Below are 23,321 nucleotides of genomic sequence, written 5' to 3' on the forward strand. Positions count from 1 at the left end.
TTATCTATAGTAAATTGATATAACAAAAAAAGGCTATTCCTGAATTAATTGATATAAAATAACAGCAAAATTTATATTTTGCAATATAAAACAGAGTAGTGTTTACAATAGTTTTTCGGTTGCCTAAATTATAGATTAGTAAGTATAAGCTTGTAATTTTTAAGTATATTTAAATTATAGTAAAGAGTGTAAAAATGAATTTTTTAGAAGAAGAGAGTTTATTTTTGAAAAAAATACAACAAATAAAAACTAAATTTGAATTAGTTTTATTGGAGAAAGCTCCATTAAAGGAATGCACAGTGATTGTGAATAAAACATATCCACTGGAAGTTGTACCATATATTGTTTCAAGCTCAAATAACTCGCTAAAGCAAATTCGCTCTTATCTTCAAAATGTGTCCGGGGAAGCATTATTACCCAAAGCCGTAGTACCAGTATCATATATACCTTTAACTGCCACAGGAGAGGTAGACGAATTGGCTCTGATGAACATTCCTATTGTTGATGAAAGTTTAATTGAGCAAGTAGAAAAGCAACTAAACTCGCATCACAAAATTGAACAGGCAGTGGTAGTGGTGCAGGAGTTGAGAAAGAATATCCCCTCACTCCATTTATCGGATTTGATCCCAGATTGGCAAGACAAGAACGCGATCGCGGGAGGCGGGGTTTTGCCCATCGCTAACGTTGCCCCAATTCCCATAGGCTCCCAAGCCAATACACAACAACATTTCTCAGAGCCAAAGCCACTTGCCATCAGCCACGGCGGTATTCTACCGGATGATCCCAATGCACCTATTACCTTGCCCGAAGTTTTGCAAAGAGCTGCTCAACAGGTTACAAGTGGGGGAATTATTTACCTGTTGCCCGATGGCACAGAACTACGCCAATCATACGCTGAGTTACTGGAAGTTGCAGAGCAGATTCTTGCTGGTTTGAGAAAGTTGGGACTCAAGCCAAAAAACAAAGTCATATTGCAAATGGAACTTAGCTGTGACATTATTTCAGCTTTTTGGGGCTGCATATTGGGAGGCTTTGTTCCCGTAATCATGGAAGTGCCACCGACTTATAGAGAATCAAACAAGGTGGTGGATAAGCTTTGTCATATTTGGCCGTTCTTAGATAGTCCAGTTATCTTAACTACAGAAGTTCTCAAACCAGAGATAGAATTACTATCGCAATGGCTACCAACAGAACGCCTCAAGATAGGCACAATTGAAGTATTAAAAAACAATACTGTCAGTAAACAATATCACCATAGTCAACCAGATGAGGTAGCTATTTTCAACCTGACTTCTGGCAGTACAGGAATACCAAAATGCGTTCAATTGACTCATCAAAATCTCATTGCTCGCGCCAGAGGAGCTAACCTACTTAATCAACACGAGTCAGAAGATGTAATTTTGAATTGGCTGCCGTTCGATCACATTGGCAGCATTTCCGACTGGCATATTCGTGGTGTGGAATTAGGTTGCACGCTGGTTTATGCACAGAAAGAATATATCTTGGGTCACATTCTCAACTGGTTGGATTTAATTAATAAATACCAGGTTACTCATAGCTGGGCACCCAACTTTGCTTATGCGATAGTTAATGACTCTCTCAAACAAGAACCAGAACAAAACTGGAACTTATCGTGCGTGAAATTTCTACTGACAGCTGGTGAAGCAGTCTCTAGTAAAGCTGTGGAGGATTTTCGAGAAAGCTTGGTTGCCTATGGACTCAAAGCAACGGCAATTCGCCCAGCCTTTGGTATGGCTGAGATGGGTTCGGGAATTACATATTATCAGCCTCTCCAAGAAGCACCTTTGTTGTTCCATAGAGTAGACAAATCTATATTGCAAGGTACTATTAAACGAGTAAAAATAGATCATCCGAATTACAGTATTTTTACTGATTTAGGCTCAGTCATTCCTGGAATTACCATTCGCATAGTAGACGAGCAAAACTCTGTATTAAGAGAAGACACCATAGGGCGTTTGCAAGTTAAAGGCGATGCCGTTTCTCCAGGATATTACAACAACCACAATGCCAACGGTCAATCCTTTTTAAAAGATGGCTGGTTTGATACTGGAGATTTAGGATTTATTACCAACGGACAATTAGTGGTTACTGGTCGTGCCAAAGAAACTATTATCATCAATGGAGCCAACTACTACAGCCATGAAATTGAAGCAGTAGTTGAAGAAATTGCAGAAATTGAAGTGTCCTACACTGCCGCTTGTGCAGTGTGCAATGCTGATGATTCAACAGAGAAACTGGCTATTTTCTTCAGTTCGCCGATTACAGAAGAAGCAAAACTGCTAGAGCTACTAAAGAAAATTCGCCAAACAGTGGTGAACAAAATCGGCTTAAATCCTGATTATTTAATTTTATTAGCTAAAGAAGATATCCCCAAAACCGTTATTGGTAAAATTCAGCGATCGCAACTTAGCGATCGCTTCCATGCAGGTGAATTTAACTTAATTCTCAAACGATTCGATATCTTGCTAGACAATACCAACACGATTCCTGATTGGTTCTACCAAAAAGTCTGGCGACGTAAGCAAGCCAAGGTTTTAAAGACTTTATCCCAAAATAGCCTGACTATAGTATTCCTTGACGAGTTTGGATTAGGTACATTTGTTTGTCAGCAATTGCAAAAGCAAAACTTGCCATATCTGTGTGTCTCACCTGGATCGTATTTTACTAAAAAAAGTCCTAATAATTTCTGTTTAACTCCTGGAAATGCAGGTCATTATCAGCTATTGTTTGAGACTATAAAGGCAGACAACCTGACCATTGGTCAAATTTTGCATTTGTGGAATTATCAAGAATATGGCGTAGAAATCAAAAGCATAGAAGCTCTGGAAAAAGCCCAAGAGCAGGGAATTTACAGTTTATTGTTTCTTGTCCAAGCCCTAGCAAAAACTCAGGTATCCCAAGATTTAGTTCAATTATTATTTGTTTCTAGCTATACCCAGTCGACACAACCAACAGACAAGATAGCTTATGAAAAATCCCCAGTTCTAGGTGTAGTTAAAACTATTCCCCAAGAAATACCCTGGTTAAATTGCCGCCACATCGATTTGACACCAAATTCAATACAGATGGATGGTAACTATCTTCTACAAGAACTCCAGGTTTTATCAAAAGACCAAGAGGTTGCTTACCGGGATGGACAGCGTTTTGTTGCAGGTTTGGAAAAAGTCAAACTGCAAGACAAACCTAAGCAAGAACTTCCCTTTAAACCAGGAGGAATGTATCTGATTAGCGGTGGACTTGGAGGTGTTGCGATTGAAATTGCTAAATATCTAATTAAATTTTTTAATGCCAAATTGCTATTACTAGGTCGCACTCCTCTACCAAGTACGGACGTTGTATCCAAAACAATATCAGACAAAATTAAAGCTTATCAAGAATTAAAGCAGCTTGGAGCGGTGGTTTATGAGGCAGTGGATATCTGCGACTTGCAAGCCACACAGCAAGTAGTAGAAAAAGTCAAATCTAACTGGGGAAGTCAGTTAGATGGGGTGATTCATCTGGCGGGAACTTACCACGAACAGATGTTAGTAGATGAAACACCAGAGAGTTTAGCTGCAATTTTACGTCCCAAAGTCTTAGGTGCTTGGGTACTGCATCAATTACTGGAGAAGCAAGGGCAGGGGGTTTTCATTAGCTTTTCGTCTTTAGCAAGTTTCTTTGGTGGCGCTACCATTTCCGCTTATGCTGCTGCTAACAATTTTTTGGAAAGCTTTAATCAATACCAACGTTCTATTGGTGGGTTGCACAGCTATTGCTTTGCTTGGACAATTTGGCGTGATACAGGGATTAACAAGGGTTATCAGAGGCAAGAAATCACCCGCGCTCAAGGCTTTTATGAGATGAGCCTGCAACAAGGATTGTATTCCTTCTTGGCTGGTTTATATCATGACCAAGCACAGATGATAGTTGGTTTAGATGGTAGCAATCCCAAAATTCGGCGTTTTACCTCGGAGTTTCCAGGGTTACAGAAATTAACTGCCTATTTCACTACGAGTAACGGTTCTGCCGTACCAGAATTATCAGATTTTACAGTGCGCGTAGGCGTAGCCCGTCGAAGACATCGCTTCACAACAACTGTTAACTGTGACTTTGTGCAACTATCACAAATGCCTCTCACTGCCAAGGGCGAAATTAATCGAGAATTATTGGCTAGGGGGATGACTCGTATAGGAGCGATCACTCCCCGAAACGAAACGGAACGGCAAATAGCTCAAACCTGGCAAGAAGTTTTAGGCATACCCCAGATCGGCATTCATGACAACTTCTTTGAACTGGGAGGAAATTCTTTGCTAGCCTTCCAAGTCATTTCTCGGTTGCGCGAGACTTTTTCTGTTGAATTGTCGCCAAATCGTTTTTTTGCATCCCCGACTGTAGCTGGTTTGGCAGAAAGTCTGGAGGCGCTACAAACTGTTGTCACCACATGGAATGCAGCTATGGATGACGCAGAAAAAGAATATGAGGGAGGCGTATTATAAATGACAATAATAGAATTTGTATCTTATTTAAATAGTTTAGGCATCAAAATTTGGCTGGAAGGCGGCCAGTTAAATTATCGCGCTCCCAAGGGAGTGATAAACCCAGACCTGAAAAACCAACTGTTAGGGCGCAAATCAGAAATCCTGGCTTTTCTAGAAGAAGCTCAGATTGCAACAGACTCCTCTTTTGAGCCAATACCATCTATAGAACGCTCTGAAGAGTTGCCTTTATCCTTTGCCCAGCAGAGGATGTGGTTTCTCTATCAATTAGAAAGCCAAAGCCCATTTTATAACGAGGGTTTACAGCTGCGCGTTGCAGGTGTACTCAACGTAGAAGCTCTACAGCAAAGTATCAACGAAATCATCCGCCGCCACGAAATTTTACGGACAATATTTCCAGCAGTGGATGGAAAACCCTTGCAGGTAATTTTTCCTAGCTTGGCGTTGGCAATGCCAGTTTTAGACTTGCAAGGTATAGAAGAATCAGAAGTACAACAGATTGTCACCAAGGAAGCTCGCCAACCTTTTGATTTGAGTAATGGCCCTTTGTTGCGGGTTACTTTACTGCGCCTGGGATCGGAGTCCCATATCCTGGTATTGATCATGCACCATATAATCACAGATGGCTGGTCAATGGGGATATTCATCCAAGAATTGTCCACCCTCTACCGAGGTTTTACTCTTAATTCCCCTTTGATTCTGGCTGAGTTGCCCATCCAGTATGCTGATTTTGCAGTTTGGCAGCGACAGTGGTTGACTGAGGAAATTCAAAAACAGCAACTAAATTACTGGAAGCAACAGTTAGCCGATGCGCCACCCTTATTAGAACTACCCACAGACAAACCACGCCCCGCCGTTCAGACTTTCTGTGGTGCTACCCAGGAATTTCAAATTGACCAGAATTTGAGCAAGCAAATCAAAACCTTCAGCCAACAGTCAGGAGCTACCCTATTTCATACCCTACTGGCGGCTTTCGTCGTTTTAATGTTTCGCTACAGTGGTCAAGATGATATCTGCATTGGTAGCCCCATTGCCAACCGCAACCGCAGGGAAATAGAACCATTGATTGGCTTTTTTGTCAATACATTGGTACTGCGTAACCAGATTAAAGGAAATCCCAGTTTCAATGAGTTTCTCTCTCAAGTGCGACAAGTTGCAACCTCCGCTTACACTCACCAAGACGTTCCTTTTGAACAAGTGGTAGAAGCGTTGCAACCAGAACGTTCTCTCAGCTACAATCCCCTATTCCAAGTGGTGTTTGTCTTAGAGAATTTCTTGTTGGATACATTAGAATTGCCTGATGTCACCCTGACTCCTCAATTTGTAGAACGTGGAACATCTCAGTTTGATTTGACCTTGGCAGTTTGGGAGACAAAAGCGGGACTAATAGGTTCGTGGGAATATAACAGCGACCTATTTGAGGCAGATACCATTGCGAGGATGACAAGTCATTTCCAGACTTTGTTAGCAGCGATTATTGCTAATCCAAATCAATCCATTGGTGAATTACCAATGCTGAGTCAGCCGGAGCGACATCAGTTGTTAGTGGAATGGAATGATACTTATACGCCTTATCCTCACAGCAAATGCATCCATGAGTTGTTTGAGGAGCAGGTAGAAAAAACACCAGATGCGATCGCAGTAGTCTATGAGAATGAGTCTCTCACATACCAACAATTGAACCTCCGCGCGAATCAGTTGGCGCACTATCTGCACACTTTAGGTGTGAAACCAGAAGTTTTAGTGGGAATTTGCATTGAGCGTTCGCCCTTAATGTTGGTAGGATTGCTGGGCATTCTCAAGGCTGGTGGGGCTTATGTACCTCTCGATCCGGCATATCCCCAAGAGCGGTTGGCGTTCATGCTAGCAGATGCCCAGGTATCGGTACTGCTGACCCAGGAAAGTCTGGTGACAACACTGCCGCCACATCAAGCGCGGGTAGTTTGTCTTGATAGCGCAACCTTCAGCACGATCGCAGAGAATTTACCTCACACGGTGACAACTGACAATCTGGCTTATGTGATTTACACCTCCGGCTCCACCGGCAGACCCAAAGGAGTGCAAATTGAACATCGAGGATTATTAAACCTCGTCTTTTGGCATCAACAAGCTTTTGCCGTGTCGTCACTTGACCGAGTAACACAAGTTGCTGGAGTAGCATTTGACGCTTGTGGTTGGGAAATCTGGCCTTATCTGACGGCTGGGGCGAGCATCCACTTTCCCGATGATGAAACCCGGCTTTACCCTGAGCAAATGCGAGACTGGTTGTTGTCAAAGGCAATAACCATTAGCTTCCTCCCGACACCAATGGCCGAGAAAGTTCTGTCATTAAATTGGCCGGCCAATGCGGCTTTGCGAACTTTGCTCACAGGTGGAGATCAGCTTCATCAGTATCCTTCGACTTCTCATCCCTTTGAGGTGGTGAATAATTACGGGCCAACGGAGAATACTGTAGTCGCAACATCCGGTACTGTTCCGAAAAGACAACAAGCTTACTTACCACCTGCGATCGGGCGAGCGATCGCTAATACCCAAGTTTATATACTAGATTCCCTGTTGCAGCCTGTACCCATTGGTGTCACTGGCGAATTGTACATTGGTGGTGAGAGCTTGGCACGGGGTTATCTCCACCGTCCCGACTTGACCGCAGAACGCTTCATTCGTAACCCTTTCGCACCCGAAGGACGACTTTATCGGACGGGCGATTTGGTTTGCTATCAAGCCGATGGCAATATAGAATTCTTGGGTCGCATTGATCACCAAGTTAAAATTCGCGGCTTCCGCATTGAACTTTCGGAAATTGAGGCTACTTTAACTCAACACCCCCAGGTACGTGACGCTGTGGCGATCGCCAGAGAAGATATACCTGGTGTTAAGAGTTTGGCAGCATACATCATCCCAGAATTGACACAGCCAACCAGTAATGAGCTACGCCTATTTCTTAAGTCAAAGCTCCCCAATTACATGGTTCCTGCATCCTTCACATTTCTAGAAGTTCTGCCGATTACCCCCAACGGGAAAGTAGATCGTCGGGCATTACCAGTACCGGAGTTCGATTCCGACGAATTTACTAGCTTTGTCTCACCCCATACCCATACTCAAGAAGTCTTGGCAAAGATTTGGCGGGATGTTTTAGTACTAAAACAAGTTGGTATCCACGATAATTTCTTTGAATTGGGTGGAGATTCCATCATTAGTATGCAAATTATTGCCAAAGCTAATCAAGCTGGACTCAAACTGACTCCCAAACAATTATTTCAACACCAAACAATAGCTGAATTAGCTACTGTTGCTGGTATAATTAATTCGGTTCAATCAGAACAAGGTTTAGTTACAGGGGTTGTCCCTCTAACACCGATTCTGCACTGGTTCTTTGAGCAAAATCTACCTCAACCTCATCACTTTAACCAATCCTTCCTACTAGAAGTTCCTGCAAATTTGCAACCGGAATTACTAGAGCAGGCATTACAAAAGTTACTCTCCCATCACGATGCTTTACGCCTGCGGTTTGTGCAGCAGGATGGGCAATGGCAGCAGTACAACAGTGATGCAAGTGATGTATCGTTGGGTATTGCAGATTTGTCATATCTGCCCCCAGCAGAACAGTTAAAGGCGATCGCAATCAGGGCAGATGAAGCACAAAGGACGCTGAACTTAGCAGATGGGCCGCTGATGCGGGTCGTTCTGTTTCACTTAGGCAATTCTCCCGGACGGTTACTCATCGTCATCCATCACTTGGCTGTCGATGGGATCTCGTGGCGGATTTTACTAGAAGACTTATCTGAGGCATACAAACAATTAGAAGTTGGCAAAAGTATCCAACTACCTGCAAAAACAACTTCCTTTAAGGATTGGGCAATTCGATTGCAGGATTATGCCCGCAGTCAAGAACTCCACTCACAGCTAGATTATTGGCTGGACTCAATGCAGTTCCCAATTGCTCCTTTACCGTTGGATTATGCTGCTGTTGCTCAAAATAACACTGTAGCTTCTAGTCAAATTGTATCTGTATACCTGAGTGTAGAACAGACTCGCGCTCTGTTACAGGATGTCCCTGGAGCCTACAACACTCAAATTAACGATGTGCTGCTGACGGCATTGGTGCAAACTTTCACTCGTTGGACAAGTTCTTACTCCCTACTGATTGACTTAGAAGGTCATGGACGAGAGGACTTGTTTGATGATGTGGACTTGTCCCGCACGGTAGGCTGGTTTACTAGTATATTCCCCGTTCTCTTACAACTTGAGGATCGCAACGATCCCGGAGAGGTTCTCAAGTCGGTAAAAGAGCAACTACGACGTATTCCCAACCGAGGTATTGATTACGGCATCTGGCGCTATATTAGCCCGGATGAAAGTGATCGCAATAAATTAAAAGCCCTCCCCAAAGCTGAGGTGAGCTTTAACTACTTAGGTCAATTCGATCAAATACAGTTAGCAACCCTGGAATGGAAATTTGCCCACGAGTCTAGCGGTTCTATTCACAGCCCCAAAGGACAGCGCCGCCATTTGTTAAGTGTAGATGGATTAGTTGTTGAAGGGAAGCTGAAATTAGAGTGGCAATATAGCGAGCATTTTCATTCTTGGGCCACTGTGGAAAATCTGGCTAATGAGTATATAGAAGCCTTAGAAACTATTATTACCCACTGTTTATCCCCAGAGGCAGGTGGCTATACTCCTTCTGATTTCCCGGAAGTTGAGTTTAGCCAAGAAGCTTTGGACGAACTGCTAGCAGAAATTAATTAAATAAAGTTGTCTGTCCATACTAGAAACCCGGTTTCTGTTTTAACAAGATTTTCTGCAAATAAACTAAATTCCTGGAGGTAATTTATAACAAAGCTACTAATGACTCGCTACCAAAAAATATCATGATGATTACTCAGGAAAAACTATGCTGGAATTTCAGATTGAATTTCAACCTCGTATCCCTCCTTCCAAAAACTTAGTCATAGGTACTTTGGGTCCTACTGCTACTAGTAGTGACTACGCTGCCAAGCATATAACTAACCATCTGCTCTCAGAACAATTTACTGTATCAACTCAGTTATTTGATACTTTTATAGATGTCAAAGAAGCTTTGCTACAAGACAAAGTAGATATGGCTTTAGTCCCTCATGCTTACGACCGAATTAATGAGTTTTATATGGAGCCAAGTTTTGATTTAGGCTTCATTTTTATATATCCTACTCCAGTTTATGGATTGGCTAAGAAAAAAAATAAAGAGGTAGTTTTCAACGGTTCTAGAATTGTTACCCATCCTGCTCCTCTACCTTTGTTAACGAAACTGTTGCCAGATTCTCAAGATCAAACACAAATACAAGTGGATTTGTCTCCTTCTACCAGCGATTCAGCGATTCAGGTAATGCAGGGTTTAGCCGATTTCGCTATTACTAATGAGAATGCGGTGAAAGCCTACGATTTAGAATTTATTTCAATCTATGGAAACATCCGTATGAGTTGGTCGATTTTTCAGAAAAAATTAAATTAACAGAAAGTTATGTCTAAATATTTCCCCCAACCAAAAACCATCAAAATTAATTCTGATGTAGAGTTAATCGCATTTCAATGTCAAGACACAGTTGTGCAATTAGCTTCTATTCCCCCAGGGGCTACTTTTGAATTACATCGACATCCCGAAAGTCAAATTGGAATGCAAATCGCGGGGCGTTTGGAAATTAATATTAATGGTACTAAAGAAATTCTTGAACCCCTTCAGCAAGTTTATGTGGCTGGTGACAATGTTCTTCATGGTTCTATAAACCCTTTCTCAGAAACAGCATTAGCATTTGATGTGAAACGCATCACAAATTCTGAGGAAGCTGAGGAGGCTATTCTAAAAGTTTCACCAACTCAAGATGAAATTACAGGTTTTGAGTGTCAGTCTGTTGTTGGTTCTTGGTTTGAGATTGTCATCACCAAAATTCCTCCAAAAGGAATAATCCCAATTCGCCAAGCTGCTAGTGAAACAATGGGAATAATTCTTAACGCTCGATTGACGATCGCAATAGAAGAACAACAGCAAAATTTAAAATATGGTAGTGTTTATTATGCTCCTGCTGACGCTCTTTATGGAGGACATAATTCTTCTGATGAAACAGTATCTTTGATTGAAATTTTGATTAAACCTCGCTCTCGTCTTTCAGTCAAAGATGCTTTTTTAAAGACAGATATGATGGCGCGATCGCTAACTACTTCATAAAGGATATTTATAATGGATTTAGGATTAACACAGAAAGTAGCTTTAGTGACAGGAGCAAGTGCTGGTATTGGTTATAGCGTTGCCCAAAAGCTGGCAACAGAAGGTTGTCAGTTAATAATTTGTGGAAGAAATTCTGAGCGATTAGAACAAGCTTATCAAGGTTTGATTAGTTCTCAATCGAAAATTATCCCGATTTGTGCTGATGTGCAAAATGCAAGTGATTCTCAAAATTTAGTCCAAGAAGCTATCAGCAAATTTGGAAAAATTGATATATTGGTCAATAATTCCGAGGGAGCGACCTTTTCTAATGAAGCAGTAGAAAATCTATCTGATGAAGATTGGTTGTCTGTTTTTGAAGGTAAGTTAATGGGCTATATTCGCATGACGAATCTGGTGCTACCGACGATGAAAAATCAGCAATGGGGACGCATTATCAATATTGTTGGAACATCAGGAAAAGAACCTTCTAGTCGTCTTGTAAAATCGGGTGTGGCGAACGCTGGATTAATCAACTTTACAAAAACTGTTGCTACGCAAGTTGCTAAGTGGAATGTTTTAGTTAGCTGTGTCAATCCTGGTCTGATTGATACTCCAAGGCATAGAGAATATTTAGAAGTGTTCGCCCAACAGGAAGGCCGGACTGTTGATTCAATTATCGAAGGAACGAATAAGATGATTCCTCTTGGCCGTCGGGGTGTTTCTAGTGAGGTTGCTAATTTGGTTGCTTTTCTAGCTTCAGAATGTGCTAGCTATATTACGGGTGTTACTATTCCAGTTGATGGCGGGTTGTCAACTTCTGCTTTTTAACAATTACTTTTTTAAACGAACCGCGAAGACGCGAAGAACGCGAAGTAAAGAGAGAAAGAGAGAAGAAGAGAGATAAATTACGTAATTAATATTATTTAAAAAAATGGTAGTTGCACAAAAACAAAGTAAAAATAAAGATATTGAATCTATTTATCCTCTTTCACCTACGCAGGAGGGTATGCTCTTTCATACTCTCTATGAGCCGGAATCGACAATCTATTTTGAGCAGTTTAAATTAACTGTTCATGGCAATTTAGATCCAGGTATATTTGAGCGGGCTTGGCAACTTTTGGTAGAGCGACACTCGGCTTTGCGGACTCTTTTTGTTTGGAAGAATCGCAAACAATCTGTTCAGGTAGTGCGTAAAGGAGTGAATTTGCCTTGGTCTAATTTAGACTGGCGGATGTTTTCTAAACAAGAGCAAGAAATACGTCTTAATTCTTTCTTAGATTCAGATAGAAAACAAGGTTTTGAACTTGACAAAGCTCCAATAATGCGCCTTGCTTTAATTCGAGTAGCTGATGAAACTTATGAGTTTGTCTGGAGTTTTCATCACTTGCTGGTTGATGGCTGGAGTTGGCCGATTATTTTCCAAGAATTGTTTGCTTTATATGAATCAATTCAGAATAAGCAACAGTTGTATTTAGCTCCTAGTCGCCCTTACCGGGATTACATTAATTGGTTGCAGCAGCAAGATTTGGCTGGGGCGAAGGCGTTCTGGCAACAAAATCTTGAGGGTTTTACTGCACCTACGCCTTTGATAGTTGAACGAGCAATCGGGCAGAGTTCTCACCAACAGCAAAATATTGATGTGCGATCGCAATATCTATCAGCCGAGAGGACAACTATCTTAAAATCTTTTGCTCAACAACATCATCTGACGCTTGCCACCTTGGTACAAGCAGCTTGGGGGCTGTTACTAAGTCGCTACAGTGGCGAGTCTGACGTAGTTTTTGGAACTACTGTATCTGGCCGCCCTGCTAGTTTATCTGGTGTGGAGTCGATGGTGGGGTTATTTATTAATACTCTACCTGCACGGGTGAAAATCCCTGATAAAACCGATTTGTTAACCTGGCTGGGGTTGTTGCAACAAGAATATATAGAGCGGGAGCAGTATTCATACACCCCACTGGTAGATATTCAAGGCGTAAGTGAAGTTCCTCGAAATCAACTTTTGTTTGAAAGCCTCGTTGTATTTGAAAACTATCCTGTAAATGTAACGTTGCAACAACTCCCTGGAAACTTGAGCATCGGGGAGCTACAAGACAGGGGACAAACCAATTATCCTCTGACACTACTGGCAATTCCTGGCGAGGAAATGACGGTGAAAATTTACTACGATCGCGATCGCTTTAATGCAGAGATTATTGATCGCATGGCTGGTCATTTCCTCACTCTGTTGGAGGGAATTACCATCAATCCTCATCGCACCCCAGGAGAGTTACCGCTACTAACTTCAGCAGAGCAAGATTTACTTTTAGTCGAGTGGAATGCTACCTCACCAGCGCATCCCATCAATCGTTGCATCCATCAGTTATTTGAGGAACAAGTTGAAAAAACACCCCAAGCTTTGGCGGTGGTATATGAAAATCAACAATTGACTTATGAAGAGTTAAACCAGCAAGCCAATAAAATTGCCCACTATTTGCAACGTTTAGGTGTGAAACCAGATGTTCCAGTGGGTATTTGTGTCGAGCGATCGCTAGCTGCTGCGATCGCCATTTTAGGAACTCTCAAGGCTGGGGGAGTTTGCGTTCCCCTCGATCCTACCTACCCGCCAGAGCGTTTAGCGTTTATGCTCAACGATTCTCAAACACCAGTCGTCTTAACTCAAACACATTTGCAGTCATTATTTAATGGCAACTTGGCTCATCGTCTAATTGCGTTAGATGAAGCTGGGGACGAAATCGCCAAGGAATCTGAGAGCAATCTGCAAGTTGAAGTAGCAGCTGATAATTTAGCCTACATCATATATACCTCTGGGTCTACTGGCACTCCTAAAGGCACTCTTGTTACCCAGCGATCGCTTACCAATTTAATAGAACACCATCAGGCAAAAATGGCCACAGGTATTGGTGTGCTTCAGTTTGCTTCCCTGAGTTTTGATGTCAGCTATCACGAAATATCCGTGGCGTGGGGCTTCGGAGGTACGCTGTATATGATTTCTGAATGCGATCGCAAAGATTTAGATAAATTAATCCACTTACTTGCTAACAACCCAATTGGTAAAGTTTTTCTGCCAGTTAGCCTTTGGCAGCAATTAGCAGAAATATACGGAGAGCAAGAACATTTATTTCAGAATATTCGGGAAGCGATCGCTTGTGGCGAACAACTCCAAATTACTCAGCCGATGATTAAGCTGTTTAAGCGTCTGGAAAATTGTACACTCTACAATTTCTATGGCCCTACGGAAGCAGATTTAGTGACAGCTTATACTTTTAGTCAAAAGCCGGATGAATGGCCGATTTATCCACCCATTGGTAAAACTGCCGTCAATGTGCAAGTTTATCTGTTAGACAGCAACCTTCAACCCGTGCCGATTGGCGTTCCTGGTGAACTCTACGTGAGTGGTGATGGTTTGGCTCGTGGCTACCTCAACCGTGCAGATTTGACTAATCAAAAATTTCTACCAAATCCCTTTGGAAGAGGCAGGGGGGCAGGGGAGCAGAGGAGCAGAGGAGCAGAAATTCTCGCCAGTCCCCAGTCCCCAATCCCCAATCCCCGCCTCTATAAAACGGGGGACTTAGCCCAATACTTGCCAGATGGGAATATCGAGTTTTTGGGACGGATAGATGATTTAGTAAAAATTCGGGGCTTTCGCGTTGAACTGGGAGAAGTTGAAGCCGTTCTGAGCAAACATCCTCAAATTAACCAAGCAGTAGCTAAAGTGCATGGGGAAAGTGCCAGGGAAAAATATTTAGTCGCTTACTTTGTCCCCATTGTGGGAGAGACAATCACAGTTGAACAACTGCGGACTTATTTGACTGAGCAATTGCCAGATTATATGATTCCATCGGCTTTTGTAGAAATGGAATCGTTCCCGCTCACACCCAATGGTAAGGTAAACCGTCGCGCTCTCCCAGAACCAACAACCAGCCGACCGGAATTAGGTCAAACTTTTGTTGAGCCGCGTACTCCCACCGAAGAAATCTTGGCTGGGATTTGGAGAGATGTTTTAGGGTTAGAACGAGTTGGTATTTACGATAACTTCTTTGATTTGGGGGGACATTCTTTACTAGCAACTCAAGTTATTGCTTTAACGCGCAAAGCATTTGGGATAGAATTACCACTATTGAGTTTATTTGAATCTCCCGCGATCGCACCTTTAGCCGAAAAAATCGCCACAGCTAAAGCGCCAGATCATCACGAATTAGCCCTCAAAAGCTTTCCCTCCCAAGGCGAGCCAATACCAATTTCTTTAACACAGCTAGAGTTGTGGTTTTTTGACCAATTCTATCCAGGGAATTCCATCTATAACCTGCCTTTGGTCTATCGCATCACAGGTGCGCTTAACGAGAAAGCATTATCAGAAAGTTTAAGAGAAATTGTCCGGCGACATGAGACATTGCGATCGACTTTTCAGGTTAAAAATGGCCAAGTTGTTTATGCTGTTGTTAACGATCCTGTCTTTGACTTTTCAGTAATCGATCTTCAGCACCTCCCCGAAACTGAGCGCGAAGCTCAAGCCACACAACAAGCTGAACAGGAAATTAAGCATCCTTTCGATTTGGCACGGGGCCCTTTATTACGCAGCAAACTTTGGCGTTTGGATGAACAAGAGTATCTATTCGTTGCCGTCACCCACCATATTGTTGCTGATGGTTGGTCTTTTAGTGTCCTCACCCAAGAACTGGCAAAAGTTTACGAAGCCTTCTGTGAGGGTAAACCGTCACCTCTGACTGAGTTACCAATCAAATATACCGATTTTGCTCAATGGCAGAGGCAGTGGTTACAAGGAGAAGTATTAGAATCTCAGCTTCAGTTTTGGAAAAAGCATTTAGGCACTACTCCGCCTGTATTGAAGCTACCAACTGATCATTCCCGTCCACCAGCGCGAACTTTTAAAAGTGCAGGTCAACCGATAGTTCTCTCAAAGAAATCAACAGATGCGCTCAAGGTACTGAGTCAACAGGAAGGCGTAACCCTATTTATGATCTTGTTGGCAGCATTCCAAACATTACTCTTCTCTTATACAAGACAGGAAGACATCATTGTCAGCAGCGCTCTTGCCAATCGCACCAGAGTGGAAACTGAGGGAATAATTGGTTTCTTTGTCAATTTACTGCCATTTTGTACCAACTTAGGAGGAAATCCCAGCTTTCGGGAACTACTTGGCCGAGTGCGTGAGGTAGCTTTGGGTGTCTACACTCATCAAGAAATGCCCCTGATCAAGCTAATAGAAGAACTCCAGCCTGCGAGAGATCCTAGTTACACATTAATAAATCAAGTAATGTTTGTCTTTCAAAATACTCCAGAGGATAATTTACAATTTGCAAATCTCACTTTGAAGGAGCAGTTTATTGCTAGAGATACAAAAGATACCGCAGAGTTTGATTTAGAGTTAACGCTCGAAGAAACATCAACAGGTATTGAAGGTCTGCTCGTATACAGAACCGATTTATTTGAGCCTGCCACTATTACCCAGATGGTCGATAATTTTCAGACTTTGCTGGAAAAAATAACGACCAATTATAACCAACGTCTGGCTGAACTTATCTTAATATCGGAACCTCCAAGTTTGCCCCCTCAAACTGTTGTCTCCCCAATATCGAGGGATTTTATTACACCTCAAAATTCTATCGAAGAAGTTGTGTTAGCTATCTGGAAAGAGATTTTAGAGATAGAGCAGATTAGCACTCAAGACAACTTTTTTGAACTGGGAGGGCATTCTGCTCAAACTCTTGAAGTTATATACAAACTACAGTCAGCTTTGCAAGTCGAACTACCGTTGATTTACTTGTTTGAAAAACCTACTGTATTTCAGCTAGCAGCAGCCATCCAAGACCAATTAAACAGTTAATAGGTTGATATCTCGTTTTTCAATTGTTATTGTCAACGTAGAGGTGAACAACATGGAAATTACAAAAAATAATCAAATAATTGAGAATGCCAGACCTAGTATTAGTGAAGTTACTCAAATATCTAACGAAGAACTTCGTATATTGCATGAGATTCCTACATTTAGACCGATTGTTCAAACAGTCGTTGTCATGAGTACATATTTAATCCTTGCAGCTATTGGTTTCTGGTTGAATAACTGGGCAGTGTGGTTATTAGTCTGGTTTGTTCAAGGATTTTTATTTGTCTGTTTTTTTGCGGCAATACATTATTGCTCTCACTATAGTTTGTATAAGTCAAAAAATGCTAACCGATTCATGGGTACTTTCTTATCATTAGTATTATTGATGAACTTTTCATTTCACAAATATATTCATATTGGACATCATCGAGAAGCAAAACTCAAAGGTAAAATCGTAGGAGATACCTCAGCATGGCAAACTTTTCCTAATATTAAGACCTATCTTCTAGCCTTGACATATTTTTATCCTCTCGCAGCATGGAAAAATTGGTGGATAGTGACCAAAGATTTATATTTAGAATCTTTTAAAACACATACACAAGAGGAATCAGCCTTACCAGCTAACTTTTATTTGAGCTATTTTAAAACACCGGAACAACGCCAATTTGTATTACAAAATAATTGGTTACTATTGGGCTGGTTTGTATTAATGGGAGGATTGACTGTAATTTTTCCTGTAATTTTATTCTTTGGTTACTGGATACCATTAATAACTTTTGCTTCTCCATTCGGTTTTATTTTCAGCATTACAGATCACTATGGCTGTAAGTTTGACTTAAATCACAACTTATGGAATGATACACGAACAATGATTTCTAATCCTATCATTAGGTTTTATTACTGGAATAATAATTACCATGTAGAGCATCATCTCTACCCAAGTATGCCACCGTGTAACTACTCTAAGATACATGAGTTAATTAAACATCAACTTGAGTATCTTGAAAAATCATACTTTATGTTCCATCTAAAAGTAATGCGAGGCTTGATTTCGGCAAAAAGTCAGTAGATATGTGCAAGCCTTTCAATTTGGAGATTTTTCGAGTAGCCAATTAATCGTTTGAAACGCCAATTTTCTTAATGAATCGCTCCAATCAAAACACATTTATAATGCAACATCGTAGATTTGGGCGTACAGAATTGCCAATGCCAGTGTTTTCCTGCGGTGGAATGCGCTATGTCTATACTGAGTATGAGGAACTGACTCAAGAAAAAATTCCCGATAAAAATCAGCAGAATCTAGAAGCCACCATTCGCCGTTCTTTAGAAGTTGGCATCAATCACATCGAAACTGCTCGAATGTATGGAACTTCTGAGATGCAATTAGGAGCGATTTTACCTAAGTTACCCAGAGAAAAAATCATTGTCCAGACTAAGGTTAATCCTACATCTGACTCTGAAGACTTCCGTCATTTATGTGAGAAATCTTTGGCTTTATTAAAGTTAGATTACATTGATTTATTAACACTACATGGTATTAATTATTACCAACAACTTGAAGATAGCATTCGTCCCAATGGTTGTCTTGATGTAGCGCGGCAATTGCAAGCTCAGGGTAAGGTAAAGTTTATTGGCTTTTCTACCCACGCTCCGACAGACTTAATTATCAAAACTATTGAAACCAATCAATTTGATTATGTAAATCTCCACTGGTACTACATTAATCAATTCAATTGGCCAGCCATTGAAGCCGCCAAACATTATGACATGGGTGTATTTATCATTAGCCCATCAGACAAAGGTGGTATGCTCTATAAGCCTCCACAAAAGTTATCAGACTTGTGCCATCCACTGAGTCCGATGATGTTTAACGATCTCTTTTGTTTGAGCCATCCTCAAGTACATACTCTCAGCTTGGGCGCATCTAGACCATCAGATTTTGACGAACACTTGAAGGTTATAGAACTTTTAGATCGAGAAGATGAAATTTTACCACCAATTTTAAACCGTTTAGAAAAAGCAGCGATCGCCACATTAGGACAAGACTGGTATCGCACTTGGCACACTGGTTTACCCGCCTATAAAGAAACCCCTGGTGAGATTAATATTCCAGTTATTTTATGGTTGCGAAATTTAGCGATCGCTTTTGATATGTTTGAATATGCCACAAGGCGTTACAACCACTTAAATAATGCCGATCCTTGGTTTCCTGGTCTGACAGCAGAACGAGTTAGACAATTTGACCTGGGCGATTGTCTGCGTCATAGTCCCCATGCGGATAAAATACCAGCTTTATTAGAAGATGCCCATAGGTTGTTATCTCAACCTAGTCAAGAATAAATTGCGGAGTGGTTTCACGATGTCATATTATAAGTTATTAAAAAATAATAAAAAATATACTTTAATTCGTCATCGTTGGCTAGTAATTTTACTGGCTTTGATAACTGCGATCGCAATAATTATCTATCATCAAACTAACTTAAAAATCAAAGCAACACCAATATCTCAAATTATTGTCTCTTTCCCAATTGAACCCACAACTTTTAATCCAGCTTTAATCATAGAATCAGCTTATACTTTAAACTATACTTATGAGGGACTAGTTAAAGAAAATGGACAGGGAGAAATTGAACCTAGTCTAGCCGAATCTTGGCAAACTTCTCCAGATAAAAAACAAGTAATTTATACCCTCAGAAAAGGCCTAAAATGGTCAGATGGAAAGCCACTAACTGCTGAAGATGTGGTTTTTACCTACAATGAAATTTATACTAATCCAGCCATTCCTACTTATGCTAAAGACTTCTTCATAATTGGCAAGAATCGTACTTTTCCTACTGTGCGAAAACTGGATGATTGGCGAGTTGAATTTAGATTACCTGAACCATTTGCCCCATTTATCCGGGCTACAAAACTGGAAATTTTACCAGCCCATATTTTCCGAGAAAGCGTCAAAATAAAAGACCAGGAAGGCAGACCTAAATTTATGTCTACTTGGGGGATTGATACTCCACCAGAAAATATTATTGTCAACGGTCCTTACACAATAGAATCTTATACTCCCAGCCAGCGAATAATTTTCCGTAAAAATCCTTATTACTGGCGTAAAGATGCTCAAGGCAATTCGCAACCTTATATCGCTCGTGTGATTGGGGACATTATTCCTAATCAAGATACTTCTTTAATCCAATTCCGTTCTGGAGGATTGGATTACATCAGCGTTAATACCAATTATTTTTCATTATTAAAACATGAAGAAGGCAAAGGAAAGTTTACTATCTATAATGGCGGTCTTTTTATAGGGTCAACTGCTATTACTTTTAATCTCAATAAAGGTAGTAAAAATGGTCAACCACTGGTCAACCCCATCAAGTCTCGTTGGTTTAATACAGTGGCATTTAGACAAGCAATTGCCTATGGAATTAATCGCCAACAAATACTCAACAATATCTATAGGGGATTGGGTAAACTGCAAAATTCGCCGATTGCTGTACAGAGCAAGTATTATTTACCCGTCCAAGCAGGTTTAAAGGTCTATGAATACAATCTTCAAAAAGCAAAAGAATTACTGCTGAAAGCAGGATTTAAATACAACAACCAAGGTCAGTTATTAGATGAGCAAGGAAATATTGTCCGTTTTAGCCTAACGACGAATGCTAACAATAATATATTGCAGGCAATGGGAGTTCTTATCAAACAAAATTTGAGTGACCTTGGCATAGCTGTTGATTTCAATCCTGTTGCTACTAGCATTTTCATCAACAAACTAACTCAAACTTTCGATTGGGAGTGTCAAGTGCTTGATGTTGCTGTCGGTCAAGAACCAAATGATTGGGCTAATGTTTGGTTGCCTGAAGCTGGTTGGCACTTTTTTAATCAAGAATCCCAAGCAGGACAAACGCCGATAATAGGGCGACAGGTTGCAGATTGGGAACGAAAAATTGGTAATTTATACATTCAGGCAGCCTCTGAGGTGGATGAATCAAATCGTAAAGCTATCTATGTAGAAACTCAACAAATTACTCAGGAGTATCTACCATTTATTTATCTAGTGAACCCTTTATCAATGGTGGCAGTACGAAATCGTATCCAAGGTATTGAACACTCTGCCCTACTAGGAACATTTTGGAACTCTTACGACCTGAAACTGACTGATATTAACTAAAGAGGATATCGTTTGTATGCAAATTCCTATCATTGATTTCAATCCTTTTCTTATAGGTGACTCAACCGCAAAAGAAGCTGTTGCCACACAAATTTCTCTTGCTATTCATGAGGTCGGATGTTTCTACCTCAAAAATTATGGTATTCCTCAGACTCTAATCGCTCAAGTCTTTTCACAAACCGAGTCCTTTTTTGCACTCTCTGAGCAAGAAAAAGAACAAGTATCTTTCTTTCCAGACCGGAATCTTCGCGGATATCATAATTTTAAAAAGAGTGAAGATAAACATAACGCAAATGAGCTAATGACTGAAGGATTTCATTTTGGGAAAGAAATTACTCCCGATGAAATTGGTGCGATTGAAGATCCTTTTTTTGAACCGAATAAATGGCCTAAAAATCCGACTCAGTTTCATGAAGTGATGATGGAATTTTTCACGGGTTGCCACGAAAGCGCCCTGAAAGTATTCCAAGCTTTGGCTATTTCCCTGAGAATTCCAGAAGATTACTTTACAAATTTATATTCAGAGCAGAATCACGGCATAGTTTTACATCACTACCCATCTATATATCAGCCTCCAGAACTAGGAAAAGTTTATCTGGCAGAACATACCGACATCGGAACGCTGACATTTTTATTTCAAGATTCTGAAGGGTTAGAAGTATATACAAATGCTGGGGAATGGGTTGTAGCGCCCTTCATTCCTGATGCAATTATAGTATTGGTTGCAGATTTAATGCAGCGATGGACGAACGATAAATTTTGCGCCACACGTCATCGAGTTATAGTTCCAACTCAATCTCACAGTGCTAAACAAAGGTATTCATGTGCCTTTTTTACAGCGCCTAATTACGATGCTCCAATTAACTCTATTAAGACTTGCTTAGATATAGATGAAGTGCCTAAGTATCCACCAATTCTTGCACAGGAATATTTCAAACAGCCAAAAGGATAGCTACTAATTTAGATTCAATAAATGGACAAACTACAATTGCTAGCAAAATCAAATCCTCCAACTTGGTTAAAAATTCTGGTAATTAGCCTGATTGGGTTAGGTATTTTCTTTCGCTTTACCCATTTAGGACAAAAAGTGTATTGGTACGATGAAATTGCTACATCGCTGGCAATATCTGGTCATACGCTAGCTGAGGTTAAACAAGAGGTTTTTAGCAATTGGGGCAATAATCCAGGCATAATTCCTGCCATCACTTTAGACAAATATCAACACATTAACTCAGATCGAACTGTGGCTGATACAGTGCGCTATTTAATAACTTCAGACCCGCAACATCCACCTTTGTATTATGTGATGGTGAGATTATGGGCGCAAGTTTTTGGGGATTTGCCGGCGGGAGTTAGGAGTTTATCGGCAGTGATTAGTCTGTTGGTATTTCCTAGTGTGTATTGGCTGTGTTTAGAGTTGTTTGAGTCATCACTTGTGGGGTGGGTAGCAATGGCTGTGATGGGGGTTTCTCCCTTGCAGGTTTTCTTTGCCCAAGATGCACGAGAATACGGTTTATGGATGGTGACGATTCTTGTATCAAGTGCTGCTTTATTACGAGCCATTCGCCGAGGAAGTTACTTGAGTTGGGCTGTGTATGCTCTCGCCCTAGCTTTAGGATTGTACACCCATTTATTGACAGTAATGGTTGCGATCGCTCATGGCATTTATATACTTATTAGCCAACGGTTTCGCTTTAACAAAACTCTGCGTAATTATCTGCTGAGTTCCATCGCCGCTTGCTTAATGTTTTTACCCTGGCTTATTGTACTCATTACCCAGGTTCATACAGCCACGAATCTCTTGTCATGGATCACATTTAAAACAGATAGTCCTTTTGACCTGATTGGGATTTGGCTTAGTCGAATTAGCCGTATATTTTTTGACTTTAATTTGGCTTCTGATGATGCTTGGGTCAATAACTTAACTTCTGAAAGTCCTTTATTCTATAGTATTCCTACGATAATATTTAGCTTATTTTTAATTATTTATATTATTATTTTTTTGACCAAATATTTATCAACTAATACTAGTCTATTTATTGCTTTGTTAGGGGGATTTCCGGGATTAACGTTCCTTTTTTATGATCTAGCTTTTGGGGGAATTCGCTCTATTCATTTTCGTTATCAGATACCGTTATACCTCAGCATTCAAATTGCTGTAGTGTATATTTTAGCTTTTCATCTTTTCTTGGCGAACAACTGGCAGAAAAACCTTTGGCAATTCATTCTGGTGGGATTACTCGTCTTTGGGCTAGTTTCTGATGTCAGATTTTTTCAGTCTGAAACTTGGTGGCCACAAATAGGTGGTAAGAATTTACTAGCAATGAGTAAACGTATTAACCAATCTAATAATAATGTTCTATTAGTAAGTAATAAAAATGATTATAACTTGGGAGTCATCCTCACATTAAGTCATAGTTTAGAACCAAAAATTTCCTTACTTCCCATACAAAATAACCAATTACCAATAATGCCTCAAGATTATAAATCTATTTTCTTTGTTGACGACCTAGAAAATAGTTTAGCTCATCAACTCCAGCAAGATAAAACTAACTCACTTAAATTAGTCTACCCACTTGAAGGATTTTGGCAACTCGACAAAAATCAGAAAATATAAAAAAAATTAAAAAAGTAGAA

General features: G+C 40.6%; 11 protein-coding genes. All 11 read left to right on the forward strand.

Annotated features, from left to right (window positions below; all coding sequences use genetic code 11):
- The first annotated feature begins 194 nt into the window (after positions 1 to 194).
- The 11 genes from G1O98_RS20755 (at position 195) to G1O98_RS20805 (ending at position 23,301) form a co-directional block, all read left to right on the forward strand.
- Positions 195 to 4,496: an SDR family NAD(P)-dependent oxidoreductase gene (locus G1O98_RS20755; RefSeq protein WP_163931227.1), complete on the forward strand. Its 4,302-nt coding sequence runs from the start codon at positions 195 to 197 to the stop codon at positions 4,494 to 4,496.
- Positions 4,497 to 9,242 carry a non-ribosomal peptide synthetase gene (locus G1O98_RS20760; RefSeq protein WP_163931230.1) on the forward strand — a complete coding sequence of 1,582 codons (4,746 nt, stop codon included), beginning with the start codon at positions 4,497 to 4,499 and terminating at the stop codon, positions 9,240 to 9,242. It abuts the gene before it with no gap.
- Positions 9,243 to 9,387: 145 nt separating this feature from the next.
- The gene (locus G1O98_RS20765; RefSeq protein ID WP_163931233.1) at positions 9,388 to 9,984 is read left to right on the forward strand and encodes a LysR family transcriptional regulator; all 597 of its coding nucleotides are present in this window, start codon (positions 9,388 to 9,390) and stop codon (positions 9,982 to 9,984) included.
- Between the two features lie 9 nt (positions 9,985 to 9,993).
- A complete protein-coding gene (locus G1O98_RS20770) occupies positions 9,994 to 10,695 on the forward strand; it encodes a cupin domain-containing protein (protein ID WP_163931236.1) in 702 nt (233 codons plus the stop codon).
- Positions 10,696 to 10,707: 12 nt separating this feature from the next.
- Positions 10,708 to 11,502, forward strand: coding sequence for an SDR family oxidoreductase (locus G1O98_RS20775; RefSeq protein ID WP_163931239.1), 795 nt, complete (start codon positions 10,708 to 10,710; stop codon positions 11,500 to 11,502).
- A gap of 103 nt (positions 11,503 to 11,605) precedes the next feature.
- Entirely contained in the window at positions 11,606 to 16,522 is a 4,917-nt protein-coding gene (locus G1O98_RS20780) for a non-ribosomal peptide synthetase (RefSeq protein ID WP_163931241.1), read from the forward strand.
- 52 nt (positions 16,523 to 16,574) lie between these two features.
- The gene (locus G1O98_RS20785; RefSeq protein WP_163931244.1) at positions 16,575 to 17,591 is read left to right on the forward strand and encodes a fatty acid desaturase; all 1,017 of its coding nucleotides are present in this window, start codon (positions 16,575 to 16,577) and stop codon (positions 17,589 to 17,591) included.
- Positions 17,592 to 17,692: 101 nt separating this feature from the next.
- Complete coding sequence (locus G1O98_RS20790; RefSeq protein ID WP_163931247.1) at positions 17,693 to 18,862, forward strand: aldo/keto reductase; 1,170 nt, start codon at positions 17,693 to 17,695, stop codon at positions 18,860 to 18,862.
- Between the two features lie 19 nt (positions 18,863 to 18,881).
- On the forward strand, positions 18,882 to 20,684 hold the full coding sequence (locus G1O98_RS20795) for an ABC transporter substrate-binding protein (RefSeq protein ID WP_163931250.1): 1,803 nt from the start codon (positions 18,882 to 18,884) through the stop codon (positions 20,682 to 20,684).
- A gap of 16 nt (positions 20,685 to 20,700) precedes the next feature.
- The gene (locus G1O98_RS20800) at positions 20,701 to 21,636 is read left to right on the forward strand and encodes an isopenicillin N synthase family oxygenase (protein ID WP_163931254.1); all 936 of its coding nucleotides are present in this window, start codon (positions 20,701 to 20,703) and stop codon (positions 21,634 to 21,636) included.
- Between the two features lie 21 nt (positions 21,637 to 21,657).
- Complete coding sequence (locus G1O98_RS20805) at positions 21,658 to 23,301, forward strand: glycosyltransferase family 39 protein (protein WP_163931257.1); 1,644 nt, start codon at positions 21,658 to 21,660, stop codon at positions 23,299 to 23,301.
- Positions 23,302 to 23,321 lie beyond the last annotated feature (20 nt).

This window comes from Nostoc sp. UIC 10630, from assembly GCF_010747425.1.
Taxonomy (GTDB): domain Bacteria; phylum Cyanobacteriota; class Cyanobacteriia; order Cyanobacteriales; family Nostocaceae; genus Nostoc.